The organism is Aquisalimonas sp. 2447, from assembly GCF_012044895.1.
Taxonomy (GTDB): domain Bacteria; phylum Pseudomonadota; class Gammaproteobacteria; order Nitrococcales; family Aquisalimonadaceae; genus Aquisalimonas.
The window spans coordinates 1,739,562-1,755,072 of sequence record NZ_CP050695.1 but is presented as its reverse complement, the minus strand read 5'-3'; the positions used below and the strand labels follow the sequence as shown (position 1 = coordinate 1,755,072).

Here is a 15,511-nt window from a genome sequence, read left to right as displayed (position 1 = left end):
CAGTGCCTGCGGTCTGTACCAAACGTTCGCGCCGCCGGCGCGCAATCCGTCCCAGCGGAGTGCATCAATGGCGCGAGCTTTCGGCACAGTACACGCGTGTTCAGGCAGCCACGGGAAGAGAACGTTGGACCAGGGCATCAGTATCGAAGACCTGACAATCCTGCTGGTGGAACCTTCCGCCGCCCAGCGGCGCATCATCATCAACCATCTCGAGGCCATGGGGATCGACAAGGTGGACGGCGTCGCCACCGGCGAGGAGGCACTCACTCACATGGAGCGCCACCCACCGGACCTGGTGGCCAGCGCCATGTATTTCGACGACATGACTGGCTCGGAACTGGTCACCCGCATGCGCGGGCTGGAGAGCCTGGCTGATATTCCGTTCATGCTGGTTTCCAGCGAACAGCATCCGCACAACCTGGAGCCGGTGCGTCAGGCCGGCGTCATCGCGATCCTGCCGAAGCCGTTCCACGTCGATGCCCTGCGCACGGCCCTGGAAAACACTGTGGGGCTGGTGGAGCCACGGCCGCTGGAACTGACCTTCAGCGACGTGGAGGAACTGAAGGTGCTCATCGTCGATGATAGCGCCCTGTCCCGGCGCTTTCTGCGGACCACGTTTGCGCAAATGGGCCTGGAGTCCATCGCCGAAGCCGCAACCGGAACGGAAGCAGTTGCACAACTTGGTGATCGGGATTTCGACCTGATCGTCACCGACTACAACATGCCGGAGATGGACGGGCAGGCACTGGTGGAACACATCCGCCAGGGTGGCACCCACGCCAACGTGCCGATTCTGATGGTGACCTGCGAACAGGACGCCGCCCGCCTCGCCAACGTGCGCAAGGCCGGTGTCTCCGCCCTGTGCGACAAGCCCTTCAACATGGATACGGTGCGGGAACATCTCGCGCGACTCATCGACGGCTGACGGAGGCATCATGGCGCTTCATGCACGCTTGCGGGGCAATGACACCGACGCCACAGACCGCATTGTCGAGGCGGCCGAGGAGGTGATTCTCGGTAAATCCCGCCCCATTCGCCTGGCGGTTGCGTGCCTGTTGGCCCGGGGACACCTGCTCATCGAAGACCTCCCCGGCGTCGGTAAGACCACCCTCGCCCTGGTCCTGGCGCAACTGTTCGGCCTGGAGTTCCGGCGCATCCAGTTCACCAGCGACATGCTGCCCGCCGACGTCGTGGGTGCCAGCATTTACGATCGCAACAGTGGCAGCTTCAGTTTTCATTCCGGCCCGGTTTTCAGCCAGCTGGTACTGGCCGACGAGGTCAATCGCGCCACGCCCAAGACCCAGAGCGCGCTACTCGAGGCCATGGAAGAGCGGCAAGTGACTGTTGAAGGGGCAACCCGGCAGCTGCCGGAGCCGTTCTTCGTGATCGCCACCCAGAACCCGGACACTCAACTCGGCACCTTTCCCCTGCCGGAGTCACAGCTGGATCGCTTTCTCATGCGTATCCACCTGGGATATCCGGACCGGGACGCCGAGCGCGAACTCCTGGCCGGCCGCGACCGGCGCCTGATGATCCGCAGCCTGCAGCCGGCTGTGACTCAGAACGAGCTGCATTCACTGCAACAGCGCGTGGACGCCGTCCATGTCGCCGACGCCCTGGTGGCGTATGTGCAGGCCATTCTCAGCCACACCCGCAACGACGCCGATCTGCGCCATGGACTGTCACCGCGGGCGGGCCAGGCACTGTTACGCGCCGCCCGCGCCTGGGCCCTGCTGGAAGGCCGTGACGCCGTTCTGCCCGAAGACGTACAGGCGGTTTTCCCCGCCGTCGCCGGGCACCGGCTGCAAGGCCGTGAGCACGCCAGCCACGGGGCGGATCCGGAAGCACTTCTGGCAAACATCCCGATCCCGTGATCGTCCTCGCACCACGCACGGGCCGCATGATCCGCCGCTGGATGGATCGCCGGGCGCGTCGCGGCCGCAGTGTGCGGCTGGGCTACCGCCAGATCTTCATCCTGCCTACCCGTGGCGGCCTGCTGTTTGCCGCCATGGCGCTGGCCATCTGGATTGGCGCAGTGAATTACAGCAACAACATGGCGTTCCTACTGTGCTTCCTGCTGGTGGGGTTCAGTCTGGTGGCAATGGTGCATGCGTTCCGCAACCTTCTCGGCCTGCAAATCACCGCCGGCCGCCCCACCGCGGTTTTCGCGGGCGCCGACGCATACTTTCCCGTGCGTTTGGCCAATCCGGCGCCTCGCGGCCACCAGGCCATCACCCTGACCCCCGGAGACAACCCGACCACCGCCACCGACATTCCGGCCGGCGGTGAACGCGAGGCCCATCTGGTGGTCGGCACCTCCCAACGTGGCCCCCTGAAGCTCCCGGTGGTGGAGGTGGAAACCCGCTTCCCGGGGGGGCTGTTCCGTGCCTGGGCCCGGGTTTCCCTGGAGGTCGAGTGTCTGGTTCGTCCCGCACCGGAATCCGGGCAGGTTCCGGAACCCGTCAGCGAACATGAATCCGGCCGGGCCGGGTCCGCGCGCCAGGGGGATGACGACTTCTCCGGCCTGCGCACCTATCAGCCGGCCGACTCCCTGAAGCGCATCGCCTGGCGCACCCTGGCCCAGGAGCAGGAACTCCAGACCAAGCAGTTCACCGGTGAAGGCCCGGGGCGGGTGTGGCTGGACTACGAAGCCACCCACCACCTGCCGCCGGAAGCCCGGCTGTCACGTCTGTGCCGCTGGATCCTCGACGCCGAGACGGAAGGTCGCCCGTACGGCCTTGCGCTGCCCGGGCAGTCCATCCCGCCGGCATCGGGGCCGGGACACGCGGACCGGTGTCTGGACGCACTGGCAAGGTTCCCCGCATGAGCCTCCGCAGCATCCACCCCGAAGAGCACATTCCGGTGGACAGCCTGGCCTGGCTCCTGGCGGTCATGGCCTTCGTGATCGCTCCGCATACGCTGCAGGTTCCTTTATGGTTGAGCGCGGCGGTGGTCGCCTCCGGCACGCTGCGCATGGTGCTGGCCCACCGCGGCGAGCGTTTACCGGGGCGCACGGTGCGCGTCCTCGCCGTCGTGGCCGCGACCACGGGAATTTACCTGAGCTACGGCACCATCTTCGGGCTGGATGCCGGCGTTGCCATGCTCTGCCTGATGGCCGGTTTCAAGGTGCTGGAACTGCGATCACGGCGGGACGTGATGGTCACGCTGCTCCTCGGCTACTTTCTTCTGGTCACCCACTTCCTCTACGACCAGAGCCTGTTCACCGCGGCCTACATGCTGGCGGCAGTCTGGGGGCTGACCACCCTGCTGATCACCACACAGCAGCCAACGCACCGCGGGCGCCCGCAGACGCACACCCGCCTGGCGGCCACCATGCTGGCGCAGGCACTGCCCATCATGGTGATCCTGTTCCTGCTCTTCCCCCGGGTACCGGGCCCCCTCTGGAGCATGCCGGAGGAAGGCGGCGGGGCGACCACGGGGCTGAGCGACGAAATGTCTCCCGGCTCCATCAGCGAACTGAGCCAGTCGGATGAAGTCGCCTTTCGCGCGGAATTCGACAACGGCCCCCCGGCCTACCCGCAGCGCTACTGGCGCGGACCGGTGTTCTCCAGCTACGACGGCACCACCTGGCGCCAGGCAGACGACGACACGGACCGAGAACCGCCGGAGGTCCAGCCCCTGGGCGAACCGTTGCGTTACACCGTCACCCTGGAGCCCCACGACGAACGCTGGCTGCTGGCGCTGGATCTTGCCACCGGTGTGGACCGGGATGCCTCCTTTGACGCCGCGCATCAGTTGAGGCAGGACAACGCACTGCGCGAGCGCGTGCGCTACGCGGCACGCTCCAGCCTGCAGTACCGCCTGGGGGCGCGCCTCGACGACGCCGCTCGCCGGCATTACACCCACCTGCCGGACGACACCCACCCTCAGGCGCGCAGCCTGGCCCGGGAGTGGCGTGACGACACCGCTGACGACTCCGAACTGGTGGAACACGGCCTGGGCCACTTCCGGCGTGAACCGTTCAGCTACACACTGCAGCCACCGCGGCTGGATGAGGACAGCATCGACGAATTCCTCTTCGACACCCAGGCTGGTTTCTGTGAACACTATGCGGCGGCATTCACCGTCCTCATGCGCGCCGCCGACATTCCCGCCCGGGTGGTCACCGGCTATCTGGGAGGACAGATGAACCCGGCGGGCGATTACATGATCGTGCGCCAGTCCGACGCCCACGCCTGGGTGGAAGTCTGGCTCGACGACGAGGGTTGGCGCCGCGTCGATCCCACCGGCTATGTGGCACCGGAACGGGTGGAAAGCGGCCTTGCGGGCGCGGTTCCCGACACCGATCCCGTCCCCGACGGTGCCTTCGGCGGTGACGGGTTCCTGCAGAACCTGGCCCTGCGCTGGGACGCGGTCAATGCGTACTGGAACCGCTGGGTGCTGGCCTACGGCCCGAATCTGCAGCAGGAACTCATGGACCGGCTGAAGCTGGATTCCTGGCAGCGCATGGCGCTGGCCCTGCTCGGCGCCATGGCGCTGAGCCTGGGGCTGGTGGTGGCGCTGCTCCTCCTACGTAACCGCGACCCGGCCCCAGAGCCGGCTGCCCGGGAGTGGCAGCGCTTCTGTCACCGCCTCGCCAAGGCAGGACTACCGCGCCGCCAGGACGAGGGGCCGCGGGATTACGCGCAACGGGCAGCCCGGCAGTGGCCCGAACACGCGGCCACCATCCAGGCTATTGCAGAGCGCTACCAGGCGCTTCGGTACGGTCGCACCTCTGATGGGAGCAACGACATACGGGCCCTACGCCACGCGGTCAGGCACATGCCCCGCCCGTCGGCTGCACCTTGATGCACCATGCAAAGCCCTACAGCCCTCAGGTGTAGGCGTAGGGTGGACCTGAAGGTCCACCCTACGCCTGGATCCGAGGCCATCATGGTGCATCGAAGTGCACCCACGCCACGGGGCCGCGTCACGGCGGCGTTTGGCAACTGCCCCGGTGCGCGCTAGCCTGCACGGAAACGGCGAAGGGGGTCCGATGTCGACGCAAGCGCGCTTTATCGCCCACCGTGGCGTTGCACGGCATTACCCCGAAAACACGCTCGCGGCCCTGCTTGCCGCAGAGCAGGCCGGTGCCGACGCGGTGGAGCTGGATGTCCAGTTCAGCAGTGACGGTGTACCCATGGTAATGCACGACACCATGCTGGAGCGCACCACCGATGGTTGCGGTAACATAGGCACTTACACGGCCGATGAGCTGGCCGCTATCAGCGCCCACGAGCCGCAACGCTTCGGGGACCGTTTCCTCGGCGAAAACATCCCTTCCCTCAGCAAGGCCTGCACCGAGCTGGCCGGAGCAACCTCTCTCCAGGTCTTCATCGAGGTCAAGCCGGAGAGCCTGACCCGCCGTCCGCCGCATCTCAGCATCCCGGCTGTGCTTGAGGCCAGCGCCCCGCTCGGCTCGCGTCGGGTGATCATTTCCTACAACGACGGCGCGCTGCAGACCGTCCGGTCCCGGGCGGATTGCACCATCGGCTGGGTGCTGCCGGCGTTCGACAGGGCCACCATCGAGCGGGCCCGCGCCCTGAAGCCGGATTACCTGTTCTGCGACCGGCTGCGCTTCCCCGCAGAACCAACAGCGCTACCCGTCGGGTCCTGGGCGTGGGCAGCATACGAGGTCGAGACCGGGGAACAGGCGCGGGCGCTCATGCGTCAGGGTGTAACCTGGCTGGAAACCATGGCGCCGCAGGAACTGCGGACCGAACTGGCGCTTTGAACACCCCCTCAGGAGCCTGAAGCAGCCTGCGGACAAATGGCAGTAAAGGCATGCCCCTCGCTGAGGCAGTAACGCAGCCAGCGGTTCAGAAACCGGTTCAGTTCCCAGCGCCATTCCAGCCCCTTGAACGGCGGCCGGCCGCCGCCCCAGAGGTTGAATTCAGCGACATCGGTGTCCGGCAGAACCTCGCCGGCACGGGCATCGTGATAGACCCGCAGACGCAAGTCCGGCTGTGCGGAGCGTGGATCCGGGCGTCGGAAGTAGTGGGTCAGCGAGGCCGACGTGGTGTACGGCGTCTGCTCCAGTACATGCAGATGCAGATCAACCCCGCCGGGCACACGGGAGACATGGGAGCCTTCCATCGCATGCAACTCGGGCGCCAGTCGCCGCAGTAGGATGTAGTTGTTCTCGTACAGCTCCATGAGCGTCGCGAAACTCCGCGACGGAACCGTATCGAGAAGGCTGTACTGGCGCGCATCCTGGAACATTGGCGGAGCATAACATAGCGCCGGCCCGGCCTTGCCAGCGGCCCGCACTCCCCGGATCTCACTGCTGGATGCCCGCTCTCAGCAGCCGGTCTACCGGCGCCCCGCGGAAGCTTGCGGCTCCACGACGTACTAGTACAGCCGCCGCTTCAGCCGAGTCTCGTGGATCATGGTGGTGGCGATTTCCTCGATGGAGATGGAGGTGGTGTTCACGAAGGGAATCGATTCCCGGCGGAACAGTCCTTCCGCCCGGGCAACCTCCATCTGGCATTGCTGCAGCGAGGAGTAGGCAGTATTCGGCCGTCGCTCCTGGCGGATCTCCCGGAGCCGGTCGGCCTTGATGCTGAGGCCGTAGAGCTTGCGACGGTGGTCACGCAGTACCCGGGGCAGTCGCCCCTCCAGGAGGTCGTCGTCGGTGAGCGGATAATTCGCGGCATAGATGCCATACTGAAGGGCCAGGTAAATGGACACTGGTGTCTTGCCCGTGCGCGAGACGCCAACAATGACGACGTCCGCCTTGTGGTACTGGCGCGTGGCGCCCCCATCGTCATTATTCAAGGCAAAGTTCATGGCATCGATGCGAACATCGTAAAGGCGGTCATCTCCACGGCCATGGGCCTGGCCGATGGTGTGGCTGGACGGCACGCCGAGTTCGCGCTCCAGCGGCGCAACGAAGGTGTCGAAGAAGTCGAAAAACGTGGCGTGGCACTGCCGCAGGTGGTCGCGCACGTCCGACTTCACCACCGTGCTGAACACGATCGGGCGGTTGCCGGTTTCCGTGGCCACCTGGTTGATCTGTTCCACGGCTTTCTGGGCCCGCTGTACGTCATCCACGAAGGGAAGCGTCACCTGATCCAGCTCCACGTCAAACTGGGTCAGCAGGCTGTGACCCAGGGTTTCGGCGGTGATGCCGGTGCGGTCCGAAATGAAGAAGACGGTGCGTTTCTCGCTCATGGCGCCAGTTGACACTCCGTTAAGGAAACGCTGACACAATCAGGGCGCGCGCCTCTGGCCGATCAGCAGCCGTAGGGTGGACCTTCAGGTCCACCGTTCCAGCCTCGGCCAGGCCGCCCTGCCCTGCAGAGCGGGGACAGCGGACCTGAAGGTCCGCCCCACTCCCGGGCTGCGCGGTTCATCGCCGGGTCCGCCCTGCGTGGCCCCGCAGGGTGCGTCATGGTGTTGCTTCCTGAAAGCTGTCCGGCGATGGTAGCAGCCTGCAGGCCAGGCGTCCCGGGACTTCGCGGGAAATCCGGCAAATTAAGGGGTTACGCTGACGGCCAGGTTTTCGTAGGATACGCCACGTTTTGCGATGCCGCGCCGGCGCCTCCGGGTGGAGGTGGATCGGGACCGCGCAGCGAGCAACAGGGGGATAACCATCTTGCAGGACTACGTACTCTGGTTCGAATCACTCGGCATGAACGACGTCGACCGGGTGGGCGGCAAGAACGCCTCCCTCGGCGAGATGATCAGCAATCTGGCCGCGGCCGGGGTGCAGGTGCCCGGCGGTTTCGCCACCACCGCAGCCGCCTACTGGGACTTCCTGGACGAAAGCGGCCTGCGCCAGCGCATCGAGAAGGCCCTGGAGGGGCTGGATGTGGATGACGTGGACGCGCTGACCAGGACGGGTGCGGAAATCCGCCAGATGGTGATCGACACGCCGTTCACGGAGCGTCTGTACAACGAGATCGTCACCTCCTACCAGAAACTGGAGGACGAAACCCCCGGTGAGGCCTCGTTCGCCATCCGCTCCTCTGCCACCGCGGAAGACCTGCCGGACGCCTCCTTTGCCGGCCAGCAGGAGACCTTCCTGAACGTGCGCGGGCTGGACAACGTCCTCCTTGCCGTCAAGCATGTCTTCGCATCGCTCTACAATGACCGCGCCATCTCCTACCGGGTCCACCAGGGCTTTGAGCACGGTCAGGTTGCGCTTTCTGCGGGCATTCAGCGCATGGTGCGTTCCGACGTCGGCGCCGCCGGGGTGATGTTTACCATGGACACCGAGTCCGGCTTCCGCGAGGTGGTGTTCATCACCTCCGGCTACGGCCTGGGCGAGACGGTGGTCCAGGGATCGGTGAACCCGGACGAGTTCTATGTACACAAACCCACGCTGGAAGCCGGGCGCCCTGCGGTCCTGCGCCGCACCCTGGGCAGCAAGGCCATCAAGATGGTCTACAGCGACGAACAGGGCCACGGCAAGTCGGTACGCACGGTGGATGTCGAACAGGCCGACAGCCTGCGCTTCTCCCTCACCGACGCCGAGGTGGAGGACCTCGCACGCCAGGCTCTGATCATCGAGAAGCACTACGGCCGGCCCATGGACATCGAATGGGGCAAGGACGGCCAGGACGGCAAGCTGTACATCCTCCAGGCGCGTCCTGAGACGGTGAAGAGCCGCGACAGCACCCAGACCCTGCAGCGCTACCATCTGCAGGGGCGCGGTGAGGTCGTGGTTACCGGCCGCGCCATCGGGCAGCGCATCGGCGCCGGCAAGGCCCGGGTCGTGGGCGGACTGGACGAGATGAACCGTATCGAGGCCGGCGACGTGCTGATCACCGACATGACGGACCCGGACTGGGAACCAATCATGAAACGCGCCTCGGCCATCGTCACCAACCGCGGCGGGCGTACCTGCCACGCTGCCATCATTGCCCGTGAGCTGGGGATTCCGGCGGTGGTCGGCTGTGGCAATGCCACGGAGCTGGTCAAGGACGGCGCCGAGGTCACCGTCTCCTGCGCCGAGGGCGACACGGGCTATATCTACGGCGGCAAGCAGGACTTCGAGGTCCGCGAGATCAGCCTGGAGAACATGCCGGAGCTGCCCTTTAAGCTGATGATGAACGTGGGCAACCCGGACCGTGCCTTCGACTTCGCCAACCTGCCCAACGCCGGCGTTGGCCTGGCGCGGCTGGAGTTCATCATCAACCGGATGATCGGCATCCACCCCAAGGCTCTGCTGAACTTCGACGCCCAGCCGGAGGAGCTGCAGACCATCATTCGTACCCAGACCGCGGGCTACGAGGATCCGGTGCAGTTCTACATCGACCGACTGGCCGAGGGCATCTCCACCCTGGCGGCGGCGTTCTACCCCAAACCGGTCATCGTGCGCATGTCGGACTTCAAGTCCAACGAGTACGCCAACCTCATCGGCGGCGCCGAGTACGAGCCGGACGAAGAGAACCCCATGCTGGGCTTCCGCGGCGCGGCGCGCTACATCTCCGACAACTTCCGTGACTGCTTCGAGCTGGAAGTGAAGGCGCTGAAGAAGGTCCGCAACGAGATGGGCCTGACCAACGCCTGGGTAATGATTCCCTTCGTGCGCACGCCCTCGGAGGCAGAAGCCGTGGTCAAGCTCCTGGCCGAGAACGGCCTGGAACGGGGCCGCGATGACCTGAAGCTGATCATGATGTGCGAGCTGCCATCCAATGCCCTGCTGGCGGACCAGTTCCTGGAGCACTTCGATGGCTTCTCCATCGGCTCAAACGATCTCACTCAGCTCACGCTGGGGCTGGACCGCGACTCCGGGCTCATTGCCCATCTGTTCGACGAGCGCGATGACGCCGTGAAGTCCCTGCTGCACATGGCCATCCAGGCGTGCCGGCGCCAGGGCAAGTACGTGGGCATCTGCGGCCAGGGACCCTCGGATCACCCGGAACTTGCACGCTGGCTCATGGACGAAGGCATAGAGAGCGTCTCCCTCAACCCCGACACGGTGGTGGAGACCTGGCTCTACCTGGCCGGCCAGGAGGTCGGCAAGGGCTGAATCGGGCAGCGGCCTGCAGGGACGGGCCGCTTCGCTTCTGCTAATCTGAGCCGTGGATTTGCAGCGTTGCGGCGGTTAGGCGTGCGCGCCGCAGAGTTGCACTCGGTTTGCCAACGCCCGGAGGAGCAGCCATGGCCTCGGTCTACCGGACGGAAGACTGCGAGTTCACAGTGGACAGGGAGGCCCTGATACAGCGCCTGGGAGAGGCACTCCAGAAGGACAGCCTGCTGGTCGAAGACGAGGCCATGCGCCCCTACGAGTGCGACGGTCTCTCCGGCTACCGGCAGATGCCCCAGGTGGTGTGCATCCCGGAAACCATCGAGCAGGTCCGTCACGTGCTGCAGGTATGCTCGGAGATGGGCGTCCCAGTGGTCGCCCGCGGCGCCGGCACCAGCCTGTCCGCCGGTGCCCTGCCCCATCCCCAGGGCGTGCTGCTGAGCCTGGCCAAGTTCAATCAAATTCTCGACATTGACGCCGACCGGCGCATGGCGCGGCTGCAGCCCGGCGTGCGCAATCTCGCCATCTCCGAGGCGGCAGCCCCCTACGGCCTCTACTACGCACCGGACCCCTCCTCCCAGATCGCCTGCTCCATCGGCGGCAACGTGGCGGAGAACGCCGGCGGCGTGCACTGCCTGAAGTACGGCCTCACCGTCCACAACATCCTGGAAGTCACCATGGTGACCATGGACGGGGAACTGGTCACCCTCGGTTCCGAGGCACTGGACTCGGCCGGCTACGACCTGATGGCCGCTGTGACCGGCTCCGAGGGCATGCTTGGCGTTCTCGTGGAGATCAAGGTCAAGCTGCTGCCTCAGCCGCCCATGAAGGACGTGCTGCTGGCATCGTTCAACGATGTGGAAACCGCCGGTAACGCGGTGGCCGGCATCATCGCCGCGGGCATTCTGCCCGGCGGACTGGAAATGATGGACGGCCCGGCCATCCAGGCGGCGGAGGATTTCGTCCACGCCGGCTACCCCACGGACGTCGCAGCCATCCTCATCTGCGAGCTCGACGGCAACGCCGACGACGTCCAGGCCCAGCGCGAGCGCGTCTGCGCCCTGCTGGAAGAAGCCGGCGCCGCGGAGATCCGGGTGGCCAGGGACGACGACGAGCGTGCCCGCTTCTGGGCCGGCCGCAAGGCCGCTTTCCCCGCCGTGGGCCGGATTTCGCCGGACTACTACTGCATCGACGGCACCATTCCGCGCAAGCATCTCGCCCATGTGCTGAACCGCATGCAGGAGCTCAGCGACGAGTACGGCCAGCGGGTGGTGAACGTCTTCCACGCCGGCGACGGCAACCTGCACCCGCTGGTGCTCTACGACGGCAACGTGCCCGGGGAGTTCGAGCGCACCGAAGAGCTCGGTGGGCGCATTCTCGAACTATGCGTGGAAGTCGGCGGCACCGTCACCGGCGAGCACGGTGTGGGCATGGAGAAGATCAACCAGATGTGCGTGCAGTTCAACACGCCGGCGCTGAACCAGTTCCGGGCGCTCAAGCACGCCTTCGACCCACAGGGGCTCCTGAACCCGGGCAAGGCGATCCCGACACTGAACCGCTGCGCCGAATTCGGCGCCATGCACGTTCACCACGGGGAACTACCGCACCCCGACATCCCCCGTTACTGACCACATCGGATTCGGAGCCCAATGAGCGATCAAGACCAAGCCGAGCAACTGGCGCAGCAGGTCGCCGAGGCCGCCGAGGCGGGCACCGCCGTGCGCATTCGCGGCGCCGGCACCCGGGGCTTTCTCGGCCGTCCCGTTGACGGGCAGACTCTCGATGTCAGCGGACACCGCGGCATCGTCAATTACGAGCCCACCGAGCTGGTGATGACTGCCCGGGCCGGCACGCCGCTGGACGAACTCGAGGCCACGCTCACCGAGCAGGGCCAGATGATGCCCTTCGAGCCACCGCGCTTCGGCCCTGGTGCCACTCTGGGCGGGGCGATCGCCACCGGCCTGTCCGGTCCCCGCCGCCCCTGGGCCGGCGCCGCCCGCGACCTGGTGCTGGGCACGCGGCTGATCAACGGCCGCGGCGAACACATCCGTTTCGGCGGCGAGGTCATGAAGAACGTCGCCGGCTACGACGTCTCCCGGGTGGTCACCGGCAGCCACGGCACCCTCGGCGTGCTCACGGAAGTCTCCATGAAGGTGCTGCCCTTGCCGGAGGCCGAAGAAGCCATCCGGCTCGATCAGGACGAAGCGCGGGGGTTTGCCACCGTGGAAGACGCCTATCGCGCGGGCGTGCCCGTCAGCGGGGCCGCCCATGACGGAGAGCAGCTGTACCTGCGCCTGTCCGGCACGAAGCTCGCCGTGGACGCGGGCCTCGAGCGCCTCGGCGGTGAACGGGACAACGACCCCGGCACCTTCTGGAACGCTCTCCGGGACCATACGCTGCCCTTTTTCACCGACGACGGCCCGCCCCTGTGGCGGCTGTCCCTGCCGCTGCTCGCCGGCACTCCGGAACTCCCCGGCCCACGCCTGGCGGACTGGGCGGGGCAGCAGCAGTGGCTGCGCACGGAGGCGGACGCGGAAACCGTCTTCACCGAGGCGAAACGCCTGGGGGGCCACGCCACGCTGTTCCGTGGCGGCGACGGCGGCAGCGATGTCTTCCAGCCCCTGGACCCGGCGGTCCGGCGGCTGCACGAACGCCTCAAACAGGCCTTCGACCCCGCCGGCATTCTCAACCCGGGGCGGCTATACGCCGGTCTCTGACTCTCACGCGCACCGACAGCGAGCGATCCGGACTTCCCAATGCAGACCTGGCTGACCGACGAGATCAAGAACACCCCCGAGGGGCAGGAAGCCGACCGCATCCTGCGCAAGTGCACCCACTGCGGCTTCTGCCTGGCCACCTGCCCCACCTACCAACTGGTGGGCAACGAGCTGGACAGCCCGCGGGGTCGCATCTACCTCATGAAGCAGGTTCTGGAGGGGCAGGCCGCCACCGAAACCACCCAGATGCACCTGGACCGCTGCCTCACCTGTCGCAACTGCGAGTCCACCTGCCCTTCCGGCGTGGAGTACGGGCGGCTGGTGGACATCGGCCGCTCGCTGGTGGAGGAGCAGGTCCCGCGCTCGGGCCAGACCGCCCTGATGCGTCGCTTCTTGCGGGTCGTGCTGCCCCGGCGAGGCCTGTTCAGCGCGCTGATTCGCGCCGGGCAGACGTTCCGCCCGCTGGTCCCCCGCAGCCTGCGGAGCAAGATCCCCCCGCGTCGGCAGGCGCCCGCTTGGCCGCAGGTACGCTCGCGACAGCGCCGCGTGCTCATGCTCGAGGGCTGCGTCCAGCCGGCGCTGGAACCCTCCATCAACCCGAACACCGCACGGCTGCTGGACGCCCTGGGCATCGAGGTGCTCCGCACCCCCGACAGCGTGTGCTGCGGTGCCATCGATCAGCATCTGGGGCACCCGGGCAAGGCGGCCGAACACGTGCGCGCCAACATCGACGCCTGGTGGCCTCATATCGAGGCGGGTGCCGAGGCCATCATTGTCAACGCCAGTGGCTGCGGCGTGCAGGTGAAGGACTACGGACACATCCTGCGGGACGACCCGGACTATGCCGAGAAGGCGCAGCGGGTGGCGGAGCTCACCCTGGACCCGGTGGAACTGTTGCTCAACGAGGAAGAGCGGCTCTGCCCTGCAGACGCCGCACCGCGCAAGATCGCCTTCCAGTCGCCGTGCACGCTGCAGCACGGGCAGAAACTCGGTGGCCGCGTCGAGGCGCTGTTGCGCAGGCTCGGGTTCGAGCTCACCCCGGTCCCCGACGCCCACCTGTGCTGCGGTTCAGCGGGCACCTACTCCGTGTTGCAGCCGGAGATGGCCAAGGAACTGCGCAGCAATAAGTTGAAGACACTGGGTACCGGCAGACCGGACCTCATCGCCACCGCCAATATCGGCTGCCTGACGCACCTCAACGAGACCTCGGACGTGCCCGTGCGCCACTGGCTGGAACTCCTCGACGCGAAAGGAACCACGCAATGACTCAATCGCTGCTCCCCCTGCTGGCGGAACCGGAACAGCTGCGCGAGAAGCTGGACGATCCACGCCTGCTGATCGTCGACCTGAGCGACGAGGGCACCTACAGCCAGGGCCATATCCCCGGTGCGGTGCACTTGACCTACGCGTGGCTGGTGCGCAAGACACCGCCGGCGCTGGGGCTGCTGCCCGACGAGAAGGCCCTCTCCGACGTGCTCTCGGAGATCGGCCTGACGCCGGAGCACCATGTAGTCGCCTATGACAACGAAGGCAACGGCCGCGCCGGACGCCTGTTGTGGACCCTGGATGTCTGCGGCCACCGGCAGTGGTCCCTGCTCAACGGTGGCAGTCACGCCTGGTTCAACGAGGGCCATCCGGTGGAGACCGGGGTCAACCGCCCCGCGCCGAGCAATTATACGGTTTCGCTGCCGGAGCGTCCCGCGCCCCTGGCGGACAAGGAATGGATCCTGCGCCATCTGGATGACGACGGTGTGGCGATTCTCGATGCGCGCTCGCCCGGTGAATACGACGGCAGCGATGTGCGCTCGGCCCGCGGCGGCCACATTCCCGGTGCCGTCAACCTCGAGTGGACACGAGCCCTGGATCGCGAACGCAACCTGCGCCTGCTCCCGGCAGAGACCCTGCAGGCCATGCTGGCGGAGCGCGGCATCCGCCCGGACCAGGAGGTGGTGACCCATTGCCAGACTCACCACCGGTCGTCGCTCACCTATGTGATGCTGCGTGCACTCGGTTACGAGCGGGTCAGGGGCTATGCCGGTTCCTGGTCAGAATGGGGGAATGACCCCGAGGCGCCGGTGGAGACAGGCCCCCGGCGCTGAACTACGGCATCACCTCGCCATTGCTGCCCGGCGGCGACAGTGCCGGGGTTGCGACTCAGCTTGCCGGCAGGCTGAGAAAGCGATCGCGATAGAAACGCAGCTCGCGGATGGACTCCTTGACGTCGTCCATGGCCAGGTGGGCGCCGGATTTCTTGAATTCCTTGGCAAGATCCGGGTTCCAGCGCTTCGCGAGTTCCTTGAGCGTGCTCACGTCCAGATGGCGGTAGTGGAAATAACTCTCCAGCCGCGGCATGCTCCGATGCAGAAAACGGCGGTCCTGGCAGATGCTGTTGCCGCACATGGGTGACTGCCCGGCGGGGACCCACTGCTCCAGGAACGCCAGCGTCTCCGCCTCCGCCGCCGCCTCGTCGTAGGTGCTCCGCCGCACGCGATCCACCAGACCACTCTGGCCGTGCTGGCGGGTATTCCATTCATCCATGGCCTGCAGGACCTGGTCCGGCTGATGGATGGCGATCATGGGACCTTCGGCAAGAATGGTCAGATTGGTGTCGGTGACCACGGTGGCGATTTCGATGATGCGATCGCGGTCTGTGTCCAGACCGGTCATTTCAAGATCGATCCAGATGAGATTGTGGGCACTGTGCGGCATCGGGGGGAATTTCCTTCGTGGGGCAAATATTGCTGCCGATTCTACCAGAGGCTATGCTCCCCTGCCGTCAGTCAAGCGAATCAGGGACATGAAGCAGGGGCACGTCATC

The 15,511-nt window shown here is 66.3% G+C and carries 13 protein-coding genes; 10 read left to right on the top strand and 3 right to left on the bottom strand.

Features of this window, described 5'->3' with window-relative positions:
• Positions 1-124 precede the first annotated feature (124 nt).
• From KU884_RS08280 to KU884_RS08260, 5 genes are all read left to right on the top strand, one after another.
• A complete protein-coding gene (locus KU884_RS08280) occupies positions 125-925 on the top strand; it encodes a response regulator (protein WP_217351449.1) in 801 nt (266 codons plus the stop codon).
• A gap of 10 nt (positions 926-935) precedes the next feature.
• Positions 936-1,874: a MoxR family ATPase gene (locus KU884_RS08275; RefSeq protein ID WP_167782207.1), complete on the top strand. Its 939-nt coding sequence runs from the start codon at positions 936-938 to the stop codon at positions 1,872-1,874.
• Positions 1,875-1,900: 26 nt separating this feature from the next.
• A complete protein-coding gene (locus KU884_RS19165; protein ID WP_167782206.1) occupies positions 1,901-2,827 on the top strand; it encodes a DUF58 domain-containing protein in 927 nt (308 codons plus the stop codon).
• Entirely contained in the window at positions 2,824-4,809 is a 1,986-nt protein-coding gene (locus tag KU884_RS08265) for a DUF3488 and transglutaminase-like domain-containing protein (RefSeq protein ID WP_167782205.1), read from the top strand. Before KU884_RS19165 ends, KU884_RS08265 begins: the two co-directional genes overlap by 4 nt.
• Positions 4,810-4,996: 187 nt before the next feature.
• The gene (locus tag KU884_RS08260; RefSeq protein ID WP_167782204.1) at positions 4,997-5,734 is read left to right on the top strand and encodes a glycerophosphodiester phosphodiesterase family protein; all 738 of its coding nucleotides are present in this window, start codon (positions 4,997-4,999) and stop codon (positions 5,732-5,734) included.
• Positions 5,735-5,742: 8 nt separating this feature from the next.
• On the opposite strand, the gene KU884_RS08255 is transcribed toward KU884_RS08260, so the two are convergent.
• A complete protein-coding gene (locus KU884_RS08255) occupies positions 5,743-6,222 on the bottom strand; it encodes a DUF1249 domain-containing protein (protein ID WP_167782203.1) in 480 nt (159 codons plus the stop codon).
• Between the two features lie 129 nt (positions 6,223-6,351).
• Entirely contained in the window at positions 6,352-7,173 is an 822-nt protein-coding gene (locus KU884_RS08250; RefSeq protein ID WP_167782202.1) for a pyruvate, water dikinase regulatory protein, read from the bottom strand.
• Positions 7,174-7,597: 424 nt separating this feature from the next.
• Here KU884_RS08250 and ppsA point away from each other — a divergent pair, with 424 nt between their 5' ends.
• The 5 genes from ppsA to KU884_RS08225 all read left to right on the top strand — a co-directional run bounded on the left by ppsA (position 7,598) and on the right by KU884_RS08225 (position 14,792).
• Entirely contained in the window at positions 7,598-9,979 is a 2,382-nt protein-coding gene (gene ppsA / locus KU884_RS08245; protein ID WP_167782201.1) for a phosphoenolpyruvate synthase, read from the top strand.
• A 131-nt stretch (positions 9,980-10,110) separates the two neighbouring features.
• On the top strand, positions 10,111-11,604 hold the full coding sequence (locus KU884_RS08240) for an FAD-linked oxidase C-terminal domain-containing protein (RefSeq protein WP_167782200.1): 1,494 nt from the start codon (positions 10,111-10,113) through the stop codon (positions 11,602-11,604).
• A 21-nt stretch (positions 11,605-11,625) separates the two neighbouring features.
• Positions 11,626-12,693: a glycolate oxidase subunit GlcE gene (gene glcE, locus KU884_RS08235; RefSeq protein ID WP_167782199.1), complete on the top strand. Its 1,068-nt coding sequence runs from the start codon at positions 11,626-11,628 to the stop codon at positions 12,691-12,693.
• Between the two features lie 39 nt (positions 12,694-12,732).
• Positions 12,733-13,959 (top strand): glycolate oxidase subunit GlcF, encoded by a 1,227-nt coding sequence (gene glcF, locus KU884_RS08230; RefSeq protein WP_167782198.1) that lies wholly within the window; start codon positions 12,733-12,735, stop codon positions 13,957-13,959.
• Positions 13,956-14,792: a sulfurtransferase gene (locus tag KU884_RS08225; RefSeq protein WP_167782197.1), complete on the top strand. Its 837-nt coding sequence runs from the start codon at positions 13,956-13,958 to the stop codon at positions 14,790-14,792. Before glcF ends, KU884_RS08225 begins: the two co-directional genes overlap by 4 nt.
• Positions 14,793-14,847: 55 nt before the next feature.
• On the opposite strand, the gene orn is transcribed toward KU884_RS08225, so the two are convergent.
• A complete protein-coding gene (gene orn / locus KU884_RS08220) occupies positions 14,848-15,402 on the bottom strand; it encodes an oligoribonuclease (protein WP_167782196.1) in 555 nt (184 codons plus the stop codon).
• Positions 15,403-15,511: the final 109 nt, after the last annotated feature.

What these genes read in the sequence shown, in the direction of transcription:
- KU884_RS08255 (WP_167782203.1), bottom strand. Translation starts at nt 6,222, where the DNA reads ATGTTCCAGGATGCGCGCCAGTACAGCCTTCTCGATACGGTTCCGTCG.
- KU884_RS08250 (WP_167782202.1), bottom strand. Translation starts at nt 7,173, where the DNA reads ATGAGCGAGAAACGCACCGTCTTCTTCATTTCGGACCGCACCGGCATC.
- glcE (WP_167782199.1), top strand. Translation starts at nt 11,626, where the DNA reads ATGAGCGATCAAGACCAAGCCGAGCAACTGGCGCAGCAGGTCGCCGAG.
- KU884_RS08275 (WP_167782207.1), top strand. Translation starts at nt 936, where the DNA reads ATGGCGCTTCATGCACGCTTGCGGGGCAATGACACCGACGCCACAGAC.
- KU884_RS08240 (WP_167782200.1), top strand. Translation starts at nt 10,111, where the DNA reads ATGGCCTCGGTCTACCGGACGGAAGACTGCGAGTTCACAGTGGACAGG.
- KU884_RS19165 (WP_167782206.1), top strand. Translation starts at nt 1,901, where the DNA reads ATGATCCGCCGCTGGATGGATCGCCGGGCGCGTCGCGGCCGCAGTGTG.
- glcF (WP_167782198.1), top strand. Translation starts at nt 12,733, where the DNA reads ATGCAGACCTGGCTGACCGACGAGATCAAGAACACCCCCGAGGGGCAG.
- KU884_RS08260 (WP_167782204.1), top strand. Translation starts at nt 4,997, where the DNA reads ATGTCGACGCAAGCGCGCTTTATCGCCCACCGTGGCGTTGCACGGCAT.
- KU884_RS08225 (WP_167782197.1), top strand. Translation starts at nt 13,956, where the DNA reads ATGACTCAATCGCTGCTCCCCCTGCTGGCGGAACCGGAACAGCTGCGC.
- orn (WP_167782196.1), bottom strand. Translation starts at nt 15,402, where the DNA reads ATGCCGCACAGTGCCCACAATCTCATCTGGATCGATCTTGAAATGACC.
- KU884_RS08265 (WP_167782205.1), top strand. Translation starts at nt 2,824, where the DNA reads ATGAGCCTCCGCAGCATCCACCCCGAAGAGCACATTCCGGTGGACAGC.